This window comes from Candidatus Poriferisocius sp. (assembly GCF_965208475.1).
Taxonomy (GTDB): domain Bacteria; phylum Actinomycetota; class Acidimicrobiia; order Acidimicrobiales; family Bin134; genus Poriferisocius.
The window spans coordinates 2,027,337-2,048,175 of sequence record NZ_OZ242338.1 but is presented as its reverse complement, the minus strand read 5'-3'; the positions used below and the strand labels follow the sequence as shown (position 1 = coordinate 2,048,175).

The window sequence follows — 20,839 nt, the reverse complement described above, 5'->3', positions numbered from 1 at the left end:
CCCGGGGTGGTGTGGTCTGACGGGATCGGCGCCGCTCTGCGGTCATCCTCACCGCCCGGGTAGCTCGAAGGCAACGAGGGCGGCGTCGGTGCCGCGGCCGGTGGCGATGACCACGAGCTGCTGCCCGGATTGCGTTTGGTAGGTCATCGGGTTGGCGTTGGTTGGGAACGGCGTTGCGCCCCGCCAGAGTTCGGCGCCGGTGACGCTGTCGAAGGCATACAGGTAGGGGTCGCCGCCGCCGAGGAATACCAGTCCGCCCTTGGTCACCAACGGGCCGGAGTTGCCGAGCGTGCCCAGACGCTCCGGCAGGTCGACGCCGCGAAGCAACGGGTGGGTGCGGATCTCGTCGCTGCCTTGGCCGAACGGCGCCTTCCAGACGATTTCGCCCGCGTTGAGGTCGATGGCCACCAAGTGCGCGTAGGGCGGTTTGGTGAGCGGTATCGGGCCGAGTTCGCTCTCCAGGGGATCCACTGTGCCCGGTCCTCCGGCCTCCCGGAACATGACCCGGGTGGCGCCATAGGGGCAGTTGTTGCTGTATTCGACGTCGACGCGGGGGTCGTCGCCCAAGTTCTGACAGACCTGGTTTGTGTCGGCTTCCTCCGACGTTCTCACGTAAAGAATCCCGGTCTCGGGGTCGAACGCCGCCCCTCCCCAGTTGGCGCCGCCGCTGGCGCCCGGGCGCTGGAGTGTTCCTTGAAGGCTCGGCGGGGTAAAGAGCGGCCCCAGCCGGAACCGCTCCATCTCCGCTGTCGCCAGCGCATGAATCTCGGGAGTCAGATCGTTGGCGTCTTCAAGCGATACCCCCTGGCGGGCGAACGGCGGGGGCTTCGTCGGGAATGGCTGGGTGGGATACGGCTCCTCGCCGGGGACGTCGGTGACCGTGTCCACGGAGCGCTCGGTGATCGGCCACACCGGTTCGCCCGTCACCCGGTCGAACACGAACGTGAAGCCATGCTTGGAGACCTGCGCCACCGCGTCGACCTCCTGGCCGTCCACCTTGATCGTCACCAGGTTGGGCGCGGCCGAGAGGTCGTAGTCCCACAAGCCGTGATGCACCGTCTGGAAGTGCCATCGCCGCTCGCCGGTGCGGGCGTCGAGACTCACCAACGACTCGGCAAACAGGTTCGCCCCCTTGCGGCGTCCACCCCAATAGTCGCTACTCGGCGTGCTCGTGGGCACATAGAGGAGGCCCCGCTCGGCATCGAGCGACATCAAACCCCACACGTTGGCGTGGCCGGTGATGCGCCACGACTCGTCCTCCCAGGTGTTGGCCCCGACCTCGTCGCCCGACTGCGGGACGGTGAAGAACACCCAGCGCCGCTCACCCGTTCGGGTGTCGAATGCCTGAACCGTGCCGGGAGGGTCGAATTCACGCTGCACCCCGTCGGGGATGCGGCTCCCGACGATCACCAAATCCTGGAACACCACCGGCGGGGAGGTCTGGTCGAACTCGAAGCGGCTGACCGGGCGGCCGTGCCCCTCGGTTAGCAACACACTCCCGCTCTCGCCGAAATCGGCGTCGAGCTCACTGGTGGCGGCGTCGATCGCGAAGAGCCGGTCGCGGCTGTTGAGGAAGATGCGGGCGTCGTCCCCTTCGCTCCAATAGGCGACTCCCCGGTGCTTGAAGCCAGTCGGCCCCGCGCCGACCGGTCCGCCCTCGTAGGCCTTCGGGTCGAACGTCCATATCTCTGCGCCTGTTTCGGCGTTTAGCGCCACCACCCGCGTGTACATGGTGGAGAGGTAGAGGACGCCGTCGACCATGATGGGAGTGGCCTGGAAAGGACCCGGCTGCGTGTCGAACTCCTCGAGGGGGGTCTCGTTCGGCGCCCATTTCCAGGCGATCTCCAGTTCGCCCACGTTGGCGGCCGTGATTTCCTCGGCCGTCGAGTACTTGGTGTGGGCCTGGTCGGAGCCGACGAACGGCCAGCCGGTTGTGGTGCCCGTCCCTTGGCCGCATGCCAATGCGACCAATGCCAATGCAGCCGTGGCAACAAGAGTCTTCACGAACCGGGTTCTTGGCATCAGCCGCTGCTCTCGACCTGCACCGTCACGATGTCCACTCCGTGGTACTTCTGGTGGCGCACCGCGGAGGCGTGGAAGCGCAGCAGTCGCAGTGAGAGATCATCGACTGATGGCACGGCAACCTCTTCGGCCAAGAACGCCAGTTGGTCCTCGATGTTCTCCTGGCGTGTGGTGGCGACGAACTCCAGTTCCACCATCGTTCCCTGCGGTCGCGCCGTGATGTTCAGGCGGGGCCGCTTCGAGCCCTCTGCATCGTCGTCTTGCGCCAGCAGGCTGGCCAGTGTCTCCTCTCCCGCTGATCGCAGCCGAAGCGTTGATGCCTCATTCCATCCGAGTTTGGAAGCCAATCGAGCAAGGAAATCGTCGATCACCGGTATCGAGGCTGTGTCGAGCGTGACTTCCAGGCGCGATCGGCGCATGCTCAACGCTTCGACCAGCAGTGTCATGGCAATGGCGGCGATGGCGCCGATTGTGACGCCGCTTCCGAGCAGTTCGCCGTACTCTTCGCCGAAGAGGACCCGGGTGAGATGGTGCCTGTGCAATCCCAAGCCCAGTGCAATGGCTAGCGCAACCACCAGCATGCGCCGAGAGTCCAAGCCGTCGCGCAGCACTGTCTGACATCCGCTCACGAAGAGCATGCCCATGGCGAGCATGAGGTTGGCACCCAACACCGGTCCGGGAATTGTCAGCAATACAGCGGTGAACTTGGAGAACAACGCCAGAGTAAACGCGGTGATGGCCACGCCAACTCCCACACGGCGAGCCGCGACACCGGTGAGTTTCACCAGTGAGAGGCTGTATGAGGAAATTGCCATTGAGGGCAGCGTGCCCGCGAGGCCGGCGAGCGCCATGCCGACTCCGTTGACGCTCACCATGCCCTGGATCCGGCGGAAGTCGATTGCCCGAGGCCGGCGGCGGGAGCCCTGCTGAATCGCCACACCGTCACTGATCGTCTTGAGCCCGAGCACCAGGGTGAGGATCGCGAACGATGGCAAGAGCGCCCAGAACTCCTTGCTCGGCGTGAGGTCGATGCTGAGGGCCGGCACATCGGGGACGCCAAACCAGCCGGCGCTGGCGATATGGTCGCCGTCGAGCACGCCGAATGCCGCGCCGACCGCGCATCCGGCCAGGATGCTGCTGAACGGCGCGATCAGTCGCCAGCGTCCGCTGGCCCGCAGCGCTGCTATCACCGCGACCAGCAATGTTGCTCCTGCGATCACCGGTCCGGCCGCCCTTGGTGCGTTGGCTGGCAGGTTTTCGACAGAGTCGAACGCGATGGGCAGCACGCTGATCGCGATAAGCATCGTTACCGTGCCCGAGACAGTCGGCGTGACGATTCGCCTCAGCGTAGGCAGCCACCAGGCGAGCGCTACCTGAACCAAGCTGCATACGATCATCAGGCTTGCGAACGTCTCCAGTCCAGCCGCTGAGATCGTCGTCACCATGATGGCGATGAACATTGCCGCCGGCCAGGACAGCACGATATGGCCGGCCCCGAAAAACCGCAGCCGCAACGCCTGCAACGCTGTGATGCCGCCGCAGATCACCATGGAGGAGAACACGCCCCAGGTGAGATAGCTGTCGTCTAGTCCCGAGGATCGAATGGCGATTGCTGTATTCAGCACCGTTGGCGCCAGCAGCAGCACAGCCCCCTGAAACCCGGCCAGCAGCGCAATGGGTGGAGGACAGGACTCCTCAGGCTCAAATCGAATGGGCTGTTCTCTGCTGCCGGAAGTCACTAGTCAGCCAATCTCCCACAACGAGCCTATTTCCACCCGCCTCCCAGAGCGGCCTTTCGCCGCTGAGGAGGCTCTTGAACTCCTACTGATGGTTATAGGGAAGCTCACGATCGTATACGGGGGGTAGAACGTATACGGGGGGTAGAATTATTGCACTCGGATGAGAGGTCCGGTGCTCTTATGGCAGGGATTGCAAAGGTGGCTCACTGGCTCCGGCTGGGCGACCCCGACCCTGATGTCGGGTTCTGGTGTTCTCGTCCTGCCGCCGAGCGGATCGCACACGTTCGAGAATTGCAAGCGTGCTATTACGGCTCGAATGGCGAGGGGAGGCAGCCAATGCTGCTGGGGAAGGACCTGCACGAATTCACCTCGCTGTGCCTGGAGCACGGGGTTCGGTTCCTAGTGGTGGGTGGATATGCGGTGGCCGCACACGGCCATCCCCGCTTAACCAAAGACTTGGACGTCTGGGTTTGGGTCGAACCCGAGAACGCCGCCCGGTTGGTCGGGGCATTGCAAGAGTTTGGCTTCGGTTCGCTGGGATTGGCCGCAGAAGACTTTCTTGAGGAGGGCCAAGTGGTGCAGTTGGGGTATCCGCCGAACCGCATCGATATCTTGACCAGCATTGCCGGCGTCGATTTCGAGTCGTGCTGGGATCGGCGAGCTGAGATATTGCTGGACTCATTGGCGGTTCCCTTCATCGGGTTGGAAGATCTTGAGAAGAACAAACTGGCCGCTGGCCGAGCCCAAGATCTCGCCGACGTGGAGGGTCTCCGCCGCAGCCGCTCGACGTAGCTCCGCTGAGTGCCCGGGGTGGGGATTATTTCGGGTTCTTGGCTGGTCTCATTACTTGCCGAAAGTTCTGACAAACCGTATTTGACCTGGGATTTGCTGGCTTGGGTGTTGCTGCCCGGTATCGTCCATTGCAGTTCAGAAAGTGATACGGGAGGTGGTTATGCCACGTCCCAAAACCCTCAGCGCGGCTGCCCCGGCGTCGTACCTCAGAAAAGCCGTGCGCAGCAAGAATGCGGCAAACCTCCCGCCCGGAGAGGACGCGCAAACTAGCCAACCGCGACCTCGATTTGGGTCACATAGATCTCCTCGCTCAGCCGCCGCTCGACCTCTTCGGCAGATGCACTGGACAGATCGTCGGCCTCGGGTATCGGCAGTCCCTTCAGCCGGTAGCCCAGAGATGGATGGTCGTGGCACAACAACACGTCGGTCGGCCCCTGGTTGATGGCCCGCTCGGCATCTGAGGCAGACGGGACCTCGGCGGCTGGGAACCGGTCGTGGCCCGGCGTGCGCGCCATGTGGTCCACGCTGAACGCCCCGCCCAGTGCCCGGAACCGCACCCTGTGCCATTGCCACACACAGCCTCGCGGCAAGTACCAGAGGCTGGGAAGCATCTCCACCGGATCGACACGGCCGCGCTCGTCGAGACACAAACGCCGTGCCATACTGAAACCTCCACCGGTCGGTTGCGTTGCATGCTGAACGGCCATCATGGCCGATCTGACGCAACCACCGGTGGAGTTCGCCCTCCATCGCTGTTCGATTGACCCAAAACGCCGGAGTACCGAACACGTCATAGTTGCCCCACTCGACTTCCCATGACTCTCCATTCACCGTGAAGCCGATTCGGTCGTAGGTGCTGCGCCCGCAGTGAGGATCACGCACTGGTTCCAACGATGTCGCTTCCGCCACGGCCGCAACAATATCCCTGATTGTTCATGTGAATTCCTGACAGTCCCTAGGCCGGGTCAAACCAGACGGTTCAGTGCCGGATTCCATATCGCCTTGGCGAGGTCCAGGTAGAGTTCTTGGCGGGACTTGATGTCGGCCTTTGTGAAGGAATCTGGGTAAGCCTGGAATGCGAGGCCGTGGGTTTCACGTAGTCGGCGAAAACTTGGGTTGTTCTCGTATGCCCTCGGGTGTAGTGACTGGGCTAGCGGGTTCTGCGCGTGGTAGTGCTCGACTTTCTTCTCGTACGGCATGTCGCCGTAGCTGGCGTTGAAGTCCTTCGGCAGGAGCACAAGGCCACCAAGTTTGTTTCGCTGTTCCTGGAATTCGAAGCTGTTGGAGAACTCATCGGTGTGCCGATCGAATTTGTCGGCCCAGATGTGCTCGACCTCGAATGGGTGTCTTCTCGACCTGTCCAGATAGTCGGTGAGCGTCACACCGGTTCCCAGTTCGCTGTCAAGCCATGCCGTCATCCGGGCCAGGATGTAGTGGATGTATCTTCGGTTTCGCTGCGTGAGGCTGTATGTCCTGATCCCGTCGAGCTGTTCATGTTCTCTCGCAAGCCAGTCAGCTAGAGCGGGCCGGATTTCGTCGACAGGTTGGTTGCGTACTTCCTTGATCAGGTTGAACATTGTGTAAACGACTGTCGAGTAGCCGAAGTTGCGGTAGTTCACCATCCTCCGCACGACGTAGATGTCGAGGGCTCCGGCAACTAGAGCAGCCTTCTGTTCGAATGTTGCGTCGTCGTCATCGGGCGTGATCGCAGCGAGGATCACCGGGATCTGGAGCGTGAAGCCGGTTCTGGCGTTGCAGTAGACGGCTTCGAGCCCAGTCTGGAGCTCGTCTGATGCGTGGAGCAGTTGGAGGTAGCGCCTGCTGAGCTCGAGGAACTCCACCTCCACAAAGCGGCGGTATTCGCTTTCGTGCTCGAGTCCGATGGCGCCTGCGTTGTCGCGTACCCACTTGTGGAAGGCAGTACCGATGATGTCGAAGTCGCCCGGCGCCGCGTTGGCCTTGCGCTCTCGCTGGGTTTGTGCGTAGTTGCCCCGAAGCCATGCCTTGACAAACTCGGCATCAGCATTTTTTTCGGCATCGACCAGTTCGGTGACTCGTCTGCGCCAGGAGTCATTGAGATCGCAGATGACATCTTCGCCCCCGACGCGTGCGAGAAGATAGCTCTTGAGCATGTCGGTGTTGCTCAGACGAAGACCCCGGTCATTCATCGTCTCAAAGATCTCTAGGGCCATGTCCTGGTTGGGAGCGCCGATGTCCACGAGGACGACCCGGTGCTGTAGCCAGTCGGCGAAGTAGGGCAGCGTTTCACCTTGGAGGTCGCTGGGAAACCGCTCGACGATCGTCTGGTACCTGTTCCAGAGGTTGCGGACAGAGTCTGGTTGGCCGCTTGGGTCGAACTCTTTGCCCTCATAGATGGCGTCCATGCATCCCTGTCGCTCTTCAACGTCGATGTTGAATGTCTTCCTTCCGTATGCCGTCGAGAAGATCAGCGAGTTGAGGGCCTCCGCGTCCTCTCGGAAGTCCTCATCCAGCAGTTGGCGGACGTAGATCAACAACAGGCTGAGGGTCGTGATGCGCTGCTGGCCGTCCACCAAGTACCGGATGCCATCTCGGTGGGCAGTAACGATCGGCCCAAGGAAGTAGGGCCGGTATGAGTTGACCAATGACCGCTCGCGGGACGAATCGAACTCGTCCAGGAAACGGCCGGCAAGGTCGTCAATCAACTCGCCGACCTGGGCGTCTTCCCAGCTGTATTCCCGCTGGTAGAAGTCAAGACCATAACGCCTGTTCGCCAGAAGCTGAATCACAGGCTGAGCAATCCCGGTGATCTGTTGCACATCGACATCCACTACACGATCCCCAATCTGTCCGACCTGAATGACCGGACCCACTGACTCGGCCCGCACACTGTACCCAGACTCAACAACACCGGATCTTCTCCTAGCTGCCGCTTCATGGATCGACGCGGCACTGAACGGCCCTGATATGGCTGGAGGGTTTGGCGGTCCTCGGGTCTGGGCTGCAGGCACACACCGAAACCCCCGTGCCTTTTTCGTCCTGGGGTGGATGGCGTCAGCTCAGGATTGAACTGCGTCCGAATGCGTCGATTGTCTGTCTGACGAATTGGGGAGTGGGCGCATTCCTCACGCGGTATACCGGCTGTCCCGCACGGCGCCCCACGGTCTCGATGTCAGTGGACTCCACCGGCGCTTGGGCATGACCGCTGAAATAGACTTCAAGAACATGCATTCGCCGACCGCTGGGTGGTCGACGGCAACCTGGTCACCGGCCAAAACCAGAATGCCGCCCCCATGGTGGCCCGCGAGATGATGCAGCCCGTCGCCAAAATGCACAGCGGAGCCTGATGTCGGATTCGCCTCTCTAGCAACAGCAATAGGTGGAACTCTCACTCGAGACGAGCAATAGGCGACCGGTCTAACTCATCGAGGTGGATACTGATTCTGGTCCTCGATGACTTCACCCCAAACGCTTCGCGAGTGAACTCCCGGCGCGCTGTGATCAGGCCGTAGTGTTTCAATTCCCTCATTGCACGCTGCCTGAGGTACGGGCTGATTGCGTACTTCTTCGATGTCTGACCCTCCGACAGACACACGGCGTCAGCCTTCGCACCATTGTTCGACTCGTCCATTAGGACGAGCCAGAAAGCCAGCGCCCGCCCGCTCATGGCGGCCAGCCATGCGTTCGTCCACCATGAAGATTGGAGCCGGCGGTACGTCGGCGCTTTACCCTTGGCAGTCCGCGACGATGGCTTGGCGTATGGCGCTCCCAGCCCAGACTCATGCAGAACAATGACTGTCGACGGACGGCCAGGCCTCTCCTGCTTCTCGATGAAGCGGTGAGTTGCGAGCCAACTGAGAGCTTCGTACACACGCCGCTTGCCGTTGGTCGAGTATCGGGGTAGTCCCAGAAGCTGGGCCCAGTCGGTCGCCACGAACTCCGTGTCGTGATTCCCGCCGGGGCTTGCCCATAGGAGCGACAGGTACAGCTTGAGGCGCACGTCGCCGCCGCGACCGCCGCCAGAGCCAAGCATCACCATCATCGGAGGCACGGCGTCTCGTTCGCTTCTGCGCCGAAGGAACTCTGTGCGGATCGGGCAGTCGCGGAGGTTGCGGTTCCTACGACTCAATCGCTGCGCCAGGTTGGCGCTCGCTGATTGTGCGAGTTCCAGCTGCCGCTGATCATCTGTCGACAGATAGGGATTCGGAGACTGATCATCAAGTTGAAGCTTCATCTCACCCGGATTCTTGGTCGCCTGCGTTGGTCGGGCCAGGGCTCATACCGCAGTGAAACATGAGTCATTACGTTAACCATTACACAAGCCCAAGCCTGTACCCGGGGTGCAAACGACGCACTCAGGACCAAAGCAAACGTTTCGGTTGGCCAATAGCCTAGTGTAGCACCCGCAAGCGTTCCATGGCATAGTTGGGTCCCCACCGACCTCTTCCCCACGATTGCCAGGATGCCACCTGTGTGCCCACCATCCCCCGACACCAACCCAAACAATCCTGTACCGAGCGGTCTGCTCGATACGACGTACCTCGTCTACGTTGATGACTCGGGAGACGAGACCCAGGACCTCCTCACCGCGCTGGCGATCCCCACCCCAGTGTGGGCGAAAACACTGCAAGACTGGAAGAAGTACAGGCGCTGGGTTGCGCGGGGCTTTGACATCCCGACCAACACCGAGCTTCACGCCCTGGACCTTGGCACCAACTCCAATGCGGGACGGGACAGGCTGTCTGCGCTCCGACCGGGCGATCGAAACAAGATCACGACGGCCGCCTTCAGCATGATCGGGTCGATTGCGGAACTGCGAGTCCTGACTGTGTTCGCGCCAGTCCCGGAGGGATCGGGGAAGCTCTACCCGCAGCTCGTCGCATTCGTCGAGGAGTTCTGCGCGTTCCACCACTCACATGCCGTTATCTGGTACGACGGCACAGCAGAGAACCTGGCTCGATCTACCCGAGCCGCCCACCGAGCTCTCCCGTACTCACGCCGAGTGCTCGAAGATCCGAGGGGCTATGCCAGCTCCGAGAGCCATCTGATTCAGATGACAGACTTCATTGCCCACTGAGCGCACCACGCGGTGCTCAACGACCGTGGAATCGGCCCCGCAGACTCATACCTACGCCAACGTGCCTACTCCAAACTGCTGCCCGCAGACGGCGCCCCAGGCCACGTCTGGCCTGGCGGCATCGATGCCGCCGGCTTCCCGTGCTTCACACACAAGCTTGGTATCCGCGGCTACCCCTAAAAGCACGATGAGCCCCCAATGATGGGGGCCCTCGCAAGCTACTTTCGTAGCTCAGACCACCGGTATGAGCACTTGGTGCTCCGGTGACCTCAACGAAAAGAAGGATACACGAAGCACCGACAAAAGCACAAGCGATTCACCACGGGCATTGCGCGGCCCCTGGGAGGTTCCCATGTCCCGCGACATCACACAGTGCCCGGGGTGGGAGTCGAACCCACACGCCCCCTTGGGGGCTGGGGGGTTTAAGCCCCCTGCGTCTGCCTATTCCGCCACCCGGGCTAGGCCCTCACGGTACCGGGCGGGGCGGGGGGCGGCTTCGCAATTGCTGCCGCGGCCCTAGACCACGCGAAATACTGCTGAGCCGGTGGTGATGGTGCGGTCGTCACGGCCCTCGTCGAACAGGGTGAGGTTGACGTTGATGCGCCCGCTGCGGCTGCTGACGGCCTCGGCCTCGCAGCGGAATGGGCCGATGAGGCCGGGTTTCACGAACATCACGTACCAATTCTCCACCTGGACGCGGTCGGTGCCCGCCGCGTGGGCGGCCAGTTCGTGGGCTGTGACGTCGAACACGATGTGGATGGGGCCGATGTGCAGGGCGGCGTGGGGAGCGGAGAACTCCTTGGTGAGCACGGGGAGCCGATACCAGCCGTCGTCGCCCTTGGCGGCGCCGAACACCTCGTGCAGCCGGGGCATGTCGGGGGAGTCCTCCACCGGGATGGGCGGGTTGTCGACCGCCTCGTAGCCGTCGGGCACATCGCCCAGGCTCACCCCCATACCGGCGGAGGTGGCGATCACCCGCGAGTGGTCGGCAGCGTCCACCACCGTCGATCGGGTGAACCCCATCTGGCGGCCGAAGTTGATCACCTCGCGGATCACCTCGATCCGGCTCACTCCCCGGGCATCGTCGAGGATCTGGGTGAACGACACCACCGGGGCGGGCACCACCAGGTCGTCGTTCCAACTCGGCTCGGGGCATCCGATGGCCAGCGGGGCGGCCATGATCCCGCCGTGGGCGTTGCGCATGTCGTGGCGCAGCGGCATCGACTCCAGCTCGTCATCGTCGAATCCGATGTCCAGCGACGGGGTGGTCTTGTTGAGATACCGGTACGACATGAGCCCGGTCCAGACCTCCTCGAACGTCTCCCAATGCTCCTCGGAGCCCACATCTCGGATGTCTTGCACCATGGGCAGCAACTCTAGGACAGGTGAAAGCAGAGCGAAGTCACTAGCCCTGATTGTTCATGAGAATTGAATAGTCCCGGGTTGGGACTGTCAGGAATTTTGTGTATCGGGCGTGATCTGAGGGTCCGCGGTTTGGTGCTGCGGGCCGGGAAGGATCATGTCTGTGACTGATCAGGATATGCCGGCTGTGCCGGCGAACGAGGCCGCCGGTGAGGCGGCGATGCAGGACTGGGCCGAGCTGTTGGTCGAGCGTGCCCGCGCCGAGGGCGTGGAGCTGACCGGCGACGGCGGGCTGTTGACGGGGCTGGTACGCCAGGTCCTCCAGACCGGGTTGGAGGTCGAGATGGCCGGCCATTTGGGCTATGAGCGCCACGCTCCGGAGGGCCGCGGGTCGGGGAACTCGCGCAACGGCTCTTCGCCCAAGCGGGTCACCACCGAGATCGGCGAGATCGACCTTCGGGTGCCCCGTGACCGGGCGGGGACTTTCGAGCCCGTCGCGGTGCCCAAGCACAAGCGCCGCTTGGACGGCCTGTCGGGCAACGTGATCAGCCTCTACGCGAAGGGGCTCACCACCGGCGAGATCCAGGCGCACCTCGAAGAGATCTACGACACGTCGGTGAGCCGGGAGACGATCTCCAAGATCACCGACGAGATCGTCTCCGACATGGCCGTTTGGCAGAACCGGCCCCTCGACGCGGTGTACCCGGTTCTGCTGATCGACGCGATAGTGGTCAAGGTCCGCGACTCGCAGGTCGCGAACCGGCCCGTCTATGTCGCCATCGGCGTGGATCTGGCTGGCGAGCGAGACGTTTTGGGCCTGTGGCTGGGCCCATCGGGAGGCGAGGGCGCCAAACAGTGGGCGGCGATGCTGGGCGAGCTCCGCAACCGGGGCCTGGCCGACGCGTTGATCGTGTGCTGCGACGGGCTGAGGGGCCTGCCGGAGTCGATCCGCATGACCTGGCCCGAGGCGACGGTGCAGACCTGCGTGGTGCACATGGTCCGCAACAGCCTGCGCTACGCGGCCAAGACGCACTGGGGGCCGATCACCCGATCAATGCGGGAGATCTACACCGCCCCCACCGTCGGGGCCGCCGAGGCCCGCTTCGAGGCGTTCGCCCAAGACTGGGAGGACACCTACCCGGCCATGATCCGAGCCTGGCGCAACAGCTGGGACGAGTTCACACCGTTCCTGGAGTTCCCCGCCGAGCTGCGCCGGGTGGTCTACACCACGGATGCAATTGTCAAGCAGGGGGTGCGGGTTTTTGGGGCTGCCAGTGGGAGACGAGGACCTCGTAGGCCCGCTCTTGTTGCTCGACGAGGGCTTTCTCGGCGTCTCGCAGCTCTTTGATGTGGTAGTCCCGCGACGGCCCGGCGGTCGGCCCGCGGCGGGATTCGGATCCGGCGGCGAGCTCGAGGCCGCGGCGCTTGTGCGCGACCAGGCTGGGGCGGGCGAACGCGTAGTCCTCGCCTTTGGTGACCAGGTGCCAGCACAGCACCGCCATTTTTCGGGCGGTGGCGACGGTGGCGATTTGGAAGCCGCGGCGCTGATGGATGCGCCGGTGGAACGCCCGCAGCGGCCCGGGGGCTCGCGCCGCGGAGAACGCTGCCTCGACCAGCATGCCTCGGGCCTGGCCGCGTCCGGCTTTGGTGATCCGCCCGTGGGCGGCCGGGCTGTTTCCCGACTGGGACACCCTCGGGTTCAACCCGAGGTAGGACACCAGGCGGTCCGGCGACTCGAACCGTGAGAAGTCGCCGACCGCGGCAACAATCGACATCGCCGCGGTCACGTTGATCCCCGGCACCGTCATCAGCCGGGCGATCACCGGATCATCCAGGGCGTCGGCGGCGATGTCCTGCTCAACCTCGGTGAGCTCTGCGCCATGGAAGTCGATCTGGCGCAAGAGCGCCTCGACGCTGCGCCGCTCGTCGCCCGGCAGGTCCTGGCCGGCGAGCCAGCGGCGGCCGGCGCTTCCGAACAGATCAGAGTGCGGGCACGTCGCCACCAGGTTCCGCGACAGGATCGCATGCACCCTGTTCTTCAGCCTGGTCCGCTGCTTCACCAGATTTGTCCGCTGGGCGACCAGACGCCGGCGGCGGCGGGTCCGGTCGTCGGCCACCCACGTCTCCGGCAAGAAATCCGCCGCCAACAGCTGCGCAAGGATGCGGGCATCCACCTTGTCGGTCTTGACTTTCGCCTCCGCTATCGCCCGAGTCTTGCGCGGGTTCGACACCACCACCCGGGCCACGACCCCGCGCAGCATCACCGCGATCGCGTCCGAGTTCGTCGTCGCCTCCAAAGCCACCTCGTCGCCAGGCTCCAAGAACTCCTCCGCCCAAGCCCGCAGGTCCTCCGGACGCACACCGATCCTCCCCTCGTCGCGGCACACCCCCGCTTCGACGACGGCGATCTGCGCAAACGAACGATGCACGTCCATCCCAATCCACCGCATATGACAGCTCCTCTCAGACATCAATGAGGAACCGCCGGGCGGACACGACAAAAACGGATTCGCGCTCACAGCGCAGCCGGGCCAGTCGCAGGGGCGGCCAAGTACTAACACGAGCTCGCAGCTCACTGTGTAAGGACGGCCTGCCCTAGCTGTTCCTCCTCAGCACCCCGAACCCGGCAACCCAGACCCTACCGGCCAAAGCAGCAAGCGCCCGAGACGCCGCAGATTTCATACCCGATACCAACGCCGTAGAGAGCCTCAACGCCAGGTTCCGACGAGCGGTACGCCACCGAGGGCACTTCCCCAACGAGCAGGCCGCCATGAAAATCCTCTACCTTGTCGCCACCACCAAACGAAAGAACCGCAGCAACCTCACCGGCAAGACCAACGGCTGGAAAGCCATACTGAACACACTGACCATCCACTACGGCGACCGGATCGCCGACCACATCAAATGAAAACCATCACGACCTGTTACACAAAAAAACTGACAGACCCGAACTTCGCGCCCAGCGCAGCCAGTGTGTCAGAGCCCACGCCATCCTCATTGAAGGGCAGTAGGTCTCCTTCCGCGGGCCGCTGACCCTGCTTAGCGGAAAATTCCCGTTCGGTGCCTATGTGGCTCTACGCGTCTGAGCGGGGACGGCCTACTTGCCCCAGAAGGCAGGCGAGGTGGCGTCTTTGGGGATGTCGGTGATCTGGGCTTCCCTCTGTTGGCTGGACACTTGTTTTGTGCTTGCTGCACATTTATCTATGCTTCTCGTATGCATATTGGTTTCAGAACTTCAGGTGGTGGGCGCGGCGAGTACGAGCTTGTAGGCCATCATGGATCACTCGGTGCAGCAGATCTTGTCGGTTGGGATGTGAAATGGGATTTGCCGGGTATTGGAGAGTGTGAAACTGGAATTTGGATAGATTCAGGTGCTAGCGGAAAACCACGTCTTCGTAGCAGAATACTACATGACCGACCACAAGTAGGGCGCCAAATTGCCGCTATTCTCCTCCTGCCTCGGCCCGTAAGAGAGAGAAATAGTCTTGGTGTTGGTTTCCCTATACTTGGGGATCGGGAGTACTTTCTAGCGAAGATAGGGTTTAAGGGTAGCAGCACCTTTGATGAAGACCTCAAAGTGATCGTCATGAAACCAGCTTATATAGCGGTGGAAAATGAGACTGATAATGATATCATGTATTTTGATTCAAGATGGGATAGAGTCAGAAGAATCCATGATTCACATATGGTCGATGAAAACTATAGGGCCTTATTGTCCATTCTTCAAGAACATCAAGACAGTCTTGAAGGTCGAGACATTTCTCGCTCGAGTGTTGCTTCTGCTGAAAAATTGACCAAATATTTCAATGAAAAAGGTGATGCCGTCCCAATTATTGAAGATACGTTTGGTATCATTGTTGAAGATTCTTCGATTCTGACTTTGGAAGACATTGAGGACGACGACATCGAAATGCGTGTAATCTCTACTTCTAGAATGCGTAAGCTTAGAGCGAGGCCGTCTTCATCCAGAGAATTTTCTCCTGACGTTCGTAAAGCATGGAGGCACACCTGTGCGTTTTGTGGCTTGAAATTGCCTGGTCAGAAAGGAAGTATAGATTCGGGGGTTGATGCTGCTCATATATTGCCATGGGCGGAATATGACTTAGACAATACTCGGAACGGAATTAGCCTGTGCAAGATTCATCATTGGGCATTTGACCAGGCCGTGCTCATATTGCGTTGTGAGGGGCAGCAGTACTTCATTGAGCCTTCTTCTCGAATGGATGCATTTGAAGCTTCGACTCAAAATAAATTGCGAACGGCCGTTGGGCCCATTCCAGAAGATCGATTGCCTATTAATGCCGGTGATCGCCCGAGTCCTCAATATATAGAAAAACTTAATACTGATATCGATGTATCCAAGTTGGCTTCTTGACAGATTACCTAAATTGATCTTGCCTAGGAAGTCAGATAGCAAAGTGAATTCTCTCGCCAATCCACTTTGCTACTGGTACGGAAACGGCGTTGCCACAAGCATGATAGCGGGCACTGTCAATTTTGTCTGTATCTCCACTATGACGTTTTGGAAATGTCCAGTTGTCTGGAAATCCTTGCAATCGTTCAGTCTCAATAGGAGTGAGGCGTCTCACACGTCCATCTGGATAAGAGACGTAGTTTCTTGACCAATCTGTGCCAGTATGTCTAGCTGATTCTGCATAGAGACAATGTGCAAGCTTCTTTACGTATCCTTTGACAGAATCTCCAGTGCAGACCTTAAAGGGGGAAAGAGGTTTCTGCCCATTCTGTCGACCCTTCTCAGAATCCCTGTCGCCGCGTTCGGACTCAAAAAGTACCGATCCGGCACTGGAGCTTCCTCTAAGAGATCCGATAATGAAGACTCTTGAACGCGACTGGGGGATGCCGAAGTATCGACTGTCAAGCACTCGCCAGGCGATGCCATACCCGAGTTCGGCCAACGACCGTATGACGATTGCGAAATCTCTTCCCTCGTTGGAAGAGAGAAGAGCCGCAACGTTTTCGATGACAATAACAGAGGGGCGACGCGCCTCAATGAGGTTGACAAAGACGTGGAGGAGTCCTGACTGTCGTCCTCGCAACCCTTTTCGAGGGCCCATCCTGGCGAGGCTGACGTCTTGGCAGGGGAATCCTCCGGCCCAAATATCTGCTTCTGGGATTTCATTTGGTTCCACTTCCTCTATATCCGAAACACGGGGAACGTGTGGCCAATGCTGTTCCAAAATGTCTTGACAGAAAGGGTTGATTTCGCATTGCCATACTGTTTCTAGCCCAGCACGTTCAAAGCCGAGATCAAAACCACCGATTCCAGCGAAAAAGCTGGCAAGGCGAACTGGAAAAGCGGCGGGTGACTGCTCTAGCAGGTCCACTATGCCACCTTAGACCTTTGACGTTGCCGAGTTGTGCATGGTCGCCGATGGTAAATGACATGAGTGACAGTTTGCGAAGGAGGGCTCTTTGGTAGAGCCAAAACCAGGCGGCGGCCTACTTGCCCCAGAAGGCGGGGGAGGTGGCGTCTTTGGGGATGTCGGTGAGGGGCTCGGCGATCTCGGCCACGGTGGGGCCGTGATCGGCGGCCAACGGGGCCAGGGCGTCGAGGTCGAAGCCGTACACGTCGGCGGCGTTGCCGGCCAGGATGCGGCGCATCGACTCCTCGTCGCGGTCGTGGAGGGCGTAGCGGATGCCCTCGCGGCTATAAGGGTAGGTGCCCTCCACGTGGGGGTAGTCGGATCCCCACATCACCTTGTGGTCGCCCACCCTGTCGAGCAGGCGCATCTCGTTGGGGCCGGGGAAGCTGATGCCGATCCAGATGTTGCGCTCGAAGTAGAAGCTGGGCTTCTCGGGCAGCACCGAGTCGGCGGAGAAGCCCAACTCGCCGCTGCGCCCGGTCATCGACATCTGGGCGTGGAGCCCGTCTAGGCGGCGCAGGATGTCGGGCACCCAGCCGAAGCCCTGCTCGGTGAACACCGCTTTGAGGCCGGGGTACCGCTCGAACACCCCGCCCATGATGAGATGCCACATGGAGCGGTTGGAGAAGAACGGGGTCTCGATCACGAACATCGGCCCGGCGGCGGGGGAGTCGCCGTAGTCGGGCATCCCGGTTCCGCCTGAGTGCAGGGTCATAACCACCTCGTGCTCCTCGCAGGCAGCCCACACCGGGTCGTAGCGGGGGTGGAACAGCGGGGGCAGATCGGAGTTGGGGGCGATGCTGGGGATCAGCGCCCCGCCCCGCAGGTTGTGCTCGGCGATCCAGGCCACATCGGCCACCGCCTCGTCGATGTCGTTCAGGAATATCTGGCCGATGCCCGCCCGGCGCTCGGGATACTCGGCGCAGAAGTCGGCCAGCCAGCGGTTGTGTGCCCGAATCCCGGCCAGGCGGCGGGGGAGGTCGTTGTCGGTGGGCTGGGGGGCGATGAGGGTGCCGGTGGGGAAGAACGGGGGCACGGTGTTGGGGAAGGTGATCTCGGCCACCACGCCGTCGGTGTGCTGCTCGGAGATGCGTCGGTCGTTGTCCCAGTTGCGCGAGCGGCCGTCGTCTTGCAGGTCGCGGAACGGGTTGCGGTACTTGCCCCGCCATGCATCGAACTCGTCATGCCAACTCGACTCCAAGTATTCCCTATACGTCTTGTGGTTGGCCCCGGCGTGGCAGTCGGAGGAGATGATGGTGTAGCGGTCGGCGGTGGCGGTGGTCATACGCTGGTGATCCTACCGGCCTCTGCCACCCCCCAGCCTGCCTACCCGGTTTCTCCAACTGCCCTTGGGCTATGGGTTAGGAGTTCGTCGCGGACTTGGCGCTTGAGGTATTTGCCCGACGCGTTGCGGGGGAGGGGGGTTTGGGGGAACCAGATGTGGGCGGGGATCTTGTAGGGGGCCAGGCGGCCGTCAAGGTGGGCTCTCAGGCTCTCGGCGTCGAGGATGCGGCCGGGGCGCAGCACCACCGCGGCGCCGGGCACCTCGCCGAGGCGCTCGTCGGGCACGGCGAACACGATGGCCTCGGCCACCGCGTCGTGCTGGTAGATGGCGTTTTCCACTTCGGCGCAGGCGATGTTCTCTCCGCCCCGGATCACCTGGTCTTTGGCCCGGTCTACGATGGCGATGAACCCATCCCCGTCGATGGTGGCGATGTCTCCGGTGTGCAGCCAGCCGTCGGCAATGGCCGCAGCGGTGGCCTCGGGCTTGTTGAGGTAGCCCCGGATGACGATGGGGGATCGGATCAGCAGCTCTCCCGGCTCACCGGACGGCAGCTCAGCGCCGTTGTCGTCCACCACCTTCGCTTCGACGGTGGGGAGCGGCTGGCCCACGGTGGTGGGCTTGTCCACGTAGATCCGCCCGACGTTCATGGCGACCACCCCGCTGGTCTCGGTCAGGCCGTAGCCGGTGCCGGGGTTTCCGCTGGGGATCGACCGGGCGATCTTGTCCACCAAGTCGGGGTGCAGCGGCGAACCCCCGCCGCCCAGCGAGCCCAGGCTGGAGGTGTCGTAGCGGTCGAAGTCGGGGTGCAGCACTATTTCCCGCGACATGGCCGGCACCGCGGCGAGGGTGCTGGGCCGCTCGGCGTGGATCAGCTTCAGCGCCTCGGTGGCGTCCCAGCGGTACATGAGCACCAGCTTTCCGCCCACCGCGGTGGTGGGGTGCAGGTAGCAGTTGCAACCGGTGACATGGAACAGCGGCACGCATACCAGCCCGGCCGGCTGGTCCCGCTGGTCTTTGGGCACGAGCCCGCTCTCGTTGAGCATTCCCAGTGCTGTCGAGTAGAAGGCCATGTTCATCACGTTGTGTACCGCGGACCGATGGGTCATCACCGCACCCTTGGGGAACCCGGTGGTGCCCGAGGTGTAGAACACGCACAGGTCGTCGTCGGGGCCGATGGCGACGTCGGGCAGCTCGGGCGGGTCGGGGTCGCCTGCCGCGTCGGCCCAGCGGGTCGCCTCGTGGGGCCGCGCCTCGTCGCTGCGGGTGACGACCACGGGGATCTGCGGGCGATCGTGGAGCGAGGCCAGGCGCTCCCCGCGCTCGCCGTCCACCACCAGGGCGTTCGGGGCGCTGTCGTCCAAGCCGTAGGCCATCTCCGCCGCCGTCCACCAGGCGTTCAGCCCCACCACCACCGCGCCCATCGACACCACTGCCCAGTAGGCGATGATCCACTCGGGGTAGTTGCGCATGGAGATGGCCACGCGGTCGCCCTGAACGACGCCGTTTCGGGCCAGCCAACCGGCCAGGGATCTCACCTGGCGGTGGGCCTCGGCATAGGACAGGCGCTCATCGCGGAATACCAGGTAATCGGCCTCCCCGTGGGCCGCGGTGCCGGCGAAAAAGTCCCGCATGGAGTCGGGCGCATTGTCGAAAATCCGCAGGGGGACGTCGTTCACCTCGCGAACCGACCAGGAGAAGGGCTGGCTTGGCGCGGTGATCTGCGCCGCGGCCTCATTCCAGGCGGCTAGGGACATTACGAGGCCAGTCCCCAGCTCTCCATCACGATTGGGAGCAGATCCTCGAACAGTTCGTCCATGTCGGGATCGGGGTGCAGAAGGTTGGCCGACGCCGCCAGCGTCAAGTCCAACTCGGGGAAGTAGGCCACTCTGGAGCGGAAGCCGGGGACGCCGCCGCCGTGGCTGAAGAACCTCTGTCCGCCGGCATCGCCCAAACCCACGCCGAGGCCGTAGCCGAGGTTGACGCTTGGGGTGGTCATCTCGGCCATGGATGCGTCGCTCAGCAGCCCCCCGGCGAACAGGCCCCGGAAGAGCCGGGGGACGTCTCCTATCTGGGCCTCTAGCCCGCCGCCGGTCCAGCCGGCCGACTGCAAGAACTCCTGGGGGTAGCTCAGCGTGGCGATGTATTCGCTGCCCATGAAGTTGGCGCGGGCCTCGTCGGGGACTCTGGTCAGCGACTCGAATGCCGAGGCCAGAATGCCCCGGTTGTAGCCCTCGGTCACCGGTTCGGGCGGAAGCTCGCCCGGCGTCAGGTAGGTGTTGTGTACCCCGAGCGGCTCCAGGATGCGAGATCGGATCTCGGCGTGGGCGGCGTTGCCGGTAACCGCCTCGATGATCATTCCGGCCACCACGTGCCCGGCTGTGCTGTAGTTGTAATCGTCGCCGAATTCGGCCACCGGGCCGTAGGCGGTGGTGAACCGCACAATCTCGTCGGGAGCGATGGGCACCCCCAGCCGGGCGGCGCCCAGGATGAAGAACCCCGGGTCGAAGGCGTACTCCACAAATCCGGCGGTGTGGCCCATGAGGTGTCGGAGGGTGATGTCGGGGCCGTGCTCGTAGGTGCCGTACCAGTCGTCGCCCAGATAGGCGGTGACCGGGGTGTCCAGGTTGAGGAGTCCTTCCTCTACCAGCGACAGCACGGCGGCGGTGGTGACCGATTTGGTGATGGAGCCGATGCGAACGTAATCGTCGGGGGTCATGGGCTCGCCGGTGGCGAGGTTGCGCTCGCCCCAGCCGAATGTCCAGGGCTGCTCGTTGTCCTGGGCCGCGGCCAGCACCAGGCCGGGCACCCGGGCCTTTTCCATCCAATCGGCCACTGCGGCTTCAACGGCGTCGATGTCCAGCCCCGATGGATGGGGCTCAGATTCGGTGGGTTCTAGGGTGGCTTCTTCGGTTGGCTCTGGTTCGGGGGCGGTTTCGGGGCCCGCGGCCTCGGTGGGGGCGGGGGTTGGGATTTCGGTGGGTTTCGGGGTGGCTTCTTCGGTTGGCTCTGGTTCGGGGGCGGCTTCGGGGACCGCGGCTCCGGTGGGGGCGGGGGCAGCCTCGGCAGTCGTTGGCGCCGGTTCGGCGGTGTCGCCGCCGCCGTTGCCGCAGGCCGCGGCCACTAGGGCCAGCACCAGCAAAAGCGCCCAGAGAAGCTTGGCGGCAGAGGATCGTGTCATCGCTTCAGGCTACGCTGCGGC

The 20,839-nt window shown here is 62.5% G+C and carries 14 protein-coding genes, 1 tRNA gene and 2 pseudogenes; 5 read left to right on the top strand and 12 right to left on the bottom strand.

All coding sequences use genetic code 11. The features are described 5' to 3' along the window. Window positions 1–48: 48 nt before the first annotated feature. Window positions 49–2,022, bottom strand: coding sequence for a pyrroloquinoline quinone-dependent dehydrogenase (locus ACOGXA_RS09645; protein WP_419923667.1), 1,974 nt, complete (start codon window positions 2,020–2,022; stop codon window positions 49–51). Then, window positions 2,022–3,761 (bottom strand): uracil-xanthine permease family protein, encoded by a 1,740-nt coding sequence (locus ACOGXA_RS09640; protein WP_419923666.1) that lies wholly within the window; start codon window positions 3,759–3,761, stop codon window positions 2,022–2,024. Before ACOGXA_RS09640 ends, ACOGXA_RS09645 begins: the two co-directional genes overlap by 1 nt. Before the next feature lie 336 nt (window positions 3,762–4,097). Between ACOGXA_RS09640 and ACOGXA_RS09635 the strand changes: the two genes are divergently transcribed. Then, on the top strand, window positions 4,098–4,553 hold the full coding sequence (locus ACOGXA_RS09635) for a hypothetical protein (protein WP_419923665.1): 456 nt from the start codon (window positions 4,098–4,100) through the stop codon (window positions 4,551–4,553). A gap of 266 nt (window positions 4,554–4,819) precedes the next feature. Here ACOGXA_RS09635 and ACOGXA_RS09630 read toward each other — a convergent pair whose 3' ends face one another. From ACOGXA_RS09630 to ACOGXA_RS09620, 3 genes are all read right to left on the bottom strand, one after another. After that, on the bottom strand, window positions 4,820–5,215 hold the full coding sequence (locus ACOGXA_RS09630) for a hypothetical protein (protein ID WP_419923664.1): 396 nt from the start codon (window positions 5,213–5,215) through the stop codon (window positions 4,820–4,822). Window positions 5,216–5,518: 303 nt separating this feature from the next. After that, window positions 5,519–7,363, bottom strand: a complete 1,845-nt coding sequence (locus ACOGXA_RS09625) for a DUF262 domain-containing protein (RefSeq protein WP_419923663.1) — start codon at window positions 7,361–7,363, stop codon at window positions 5,519–5,521. A 557-nt stretch (window positions 7,364–7,920) separates the two neighbouring features. Then, window positions 7,921–8,766, bottom strand: coding sequence for a hypothetical protein (locus ACOGXA_RS09620; protein ID WP_419923662.1), 846 nt, complete (start codon window positions 8,764–8,766; stop codon window positions 7,921–7,923). 237 nt (window positions 8,767–9,003) lie between these two features. Here ACOGXA_RS09620 and ACOGXA_RS09615 point away from each other — a divergent pair, with 237 nt between their 5' ends. Then, complete coding sequence (locus ACOGXA_RS09615; protein WP_419923661.1) at window positions 9,004–9,609, top strand: hypothetical protein; 606 nt, start codon at window positions 9,004–9,006, stop codon at window positions 9,607–9,609. 373 nt (window positions 9,610–9,982) lie between these two features. Here ACOGXA_RS09615 and ACOGXA_RS09610 read toward each other — a convergent pair. After that, window positions 9,983–10,068 (bottom strand) — tRNA-Leu (locus ACOGXA_RS09610). Between the two features lie 57 nt (window positions 10,069–10,125). After that, window positions 10,126–10,974 (bottom strand): hypothetical protein, encoded by an 849-nt coding sequence (locus ACOGXA_RS09605; RefSeq protein WP_419923660.1) that lies wholly within the window; start codon window positions 10,972–10,974, stop codon window positions 10,126–10,128. A 175-nt stretch (window positions 10,975–11,149) separates the two neighbouring features. Between ACOGXA_RS09605 and ACOGXA_RS09600 the strand changes: the two are divergent. Further along, a pseudogene (locus ACOGXA_RS09600) lies at window positions 11,150–12,259 on the top strand (IS256 family transposase); the annotation flags it as partial. Here the strand turns inward: ACOGXA_RS09600 and ACOGXA_RS09595 are convergent. Continuing rightward, window positions 12,213–13,406: an IS110 family transposase gene (locus tag ACOGXA_RS09595; RefSeq protein ID WP_419926946.1), complete on the bottom strand. Its 1,194-nt coding sequence runs from the start codon at window positions 13,404–13,406 to the stop codon at window positions 12,213–12,215. The pseudogene ACOGXA_RS09600 and the gene ACOGXA_RS09595 overlap by 47 nt on opposite strands. A gap of 254 nt (window positions 13,407–13,660) precedes the next feature. Between ACOGXA_RS09595 and ACOGXA_RS09590 the strand changes: the two are divergent. Then, window positions 13,661–13,879: pseudogene (locus ACOGXA_RS09590) on the top strand (transposase); the annotation flags it as partial. A 306-nt stretch (window positions 13,880–14,185) separates the two neighbouring features. Next, window positions 14,186–15,346 (top strand): HNH endonuclease, encoded by a 1,161-nt coding sequence (locus ACOGXA_RS09585; protein ID WP_419923659.1) that lies wholly within the window; start codon window positions 14,186–14,188, stop codon window positions 15,344–15,346. A 31-nt stretch (window positions 15,347–15,377) separates the two neighbouring features. Here the strand turns inward: ACOGXA_RS09585 and ACOGXA_RS09580 are convergent, their stop codons facing one another. From ACOGXA_RS09580 to ACOGXA_RS09565, 4 genes are all read right to left on the bottom strand, one after another. Beyond that, window positions 15,378–16,316 (bottom strand): DNA cytosine methyltransferase, encoded by a 939-nt coding sequence (locus ACOGXA_RS09580; protein WP_419923658.1) that lies wholly within the window; start codon window positions 16,314–16,316, stop codon window positions 15,378–15,380. Window positions 16,317–16,431: 115 nt separating this feature from the next. Further along, window positions 16,432–17,640, bottom strand: a complete 1,209-nt coding sequence (locus ACOGXA_RS09575) for an amidohydrolase family protein (RefSeq protein WP_419923657.1) — start codon at window positions 17,638–17,640, stop codon at window positions 16,432–16,434. A 41-nt stretch (window positions 17,641–17,681) separates the two neighbouring features. Next, the gene (locus ACOGXA_RS09570) at window positions 17,682–19,394 is read right to left on the bottom strand and encodes a class I adenylate-forming enzyme family protein (protein WP_419923656.1); all 1,713 of its coding nucleotides are present in this window, start codon (window positions 19,392–19,394) and stop codon (window positions 17,682–17,684) included. After that, the gene (locus ACOGXA_RS09565; RefSeq protein WP_419923655.1) at window positions 19,394–20,818 is read right to left on the bottom strand and encodes a serine hydrolase; all 1,425 of its coding nucleotides are present in this window, start codon (window positions 20,816–20,818) and stop codon (window positions 19,394–19,396) included. The genes ACOGXA_RS09570 and ACOGXA_RS09565 overlap by 1 nt, the downstream gene beginning before the upstream one ends. Window positions 20,819–20,839: the final 21 nt, after the last annotated feature.

Excerpts from the sequence above, each read along its gene's own strand:
- ACOGXA_RS09645 (WP_419923667.1), bottom strand. The coding sequence starts at position 2,022 with ATGCCAAGAACCCGGTTCGTGAAGACTCTTGTTGCCACGGCTGCATTG.
- ACOGXA_RS09635 (WP_419923665.1), top strand. The coding sequence starts at position 4,098 with ATGCTGCTGGGGAAGGACCTGCACGAATTCACCTCGCTGTGCCTGGAG.
- ACOGXA_RS09630 (WP_419923664.1), bottom strand. The coding sequence starts at position 5,215 with ATGGCACGGCGTTTGTGTCTCGACGAGCGCGGCCGTGTCGATCCGGTG.
- ACOGXA_RS09620 (WP_419923662.1), bottom strand. The coding sequence starts at position 8,766 with ATGAAGCTTCAACTTGATGATCAGTCTCCGAATCCCTATCTGTCGACA.
- ACOGXA_RS09605 (WP_419923660.1), bottom strand. The coding sequence starts at position 10,974 with ATGGTGCAAGACATCCGAGATGTGGGCTCCGAGGAGCATTGGGAGACG.
- ACOGXA_RS09595 (WP_419926946.1), bottom strand. The coding sequence starts at position 13,406 with ATGGACGTGCATCGTTCGTTTGCGCAGATCGCCGTCGTCGAAGCGGGG.
- ACOGXA_RS09585 (WP_419923659.1), top strand. The coding sequence starts at position 14,186 with ATGCATATTGGTTTCAGAACTTCAGGTGGTGGGCGCGGCGAGTACGAG.
- ACOGXA_RS09575 (WP_419923657.1), bottom strand. The coding sequence starts at position 17,640 with ATGACCACCGCCACCGCCGACCGCTACACCATCATCTCCTCCGACTGC.
- ACOGXA_RS09570 (WP_419923656.1), bottom strand. The coding sequence starts at position 19,394 with ATGTCCCTAGCCGCCTGGAATGAGGCCGCGGCGCAGATCACCGCGCCA.
- ACOGXA_RS09565 (WP_419923655.1), bottom strand. The coding sequence starts at position 20,818 with ATGACACGATCCTCTGCCGCCAAGCTTCTCTGGGCGCTTTTGCTGGTG.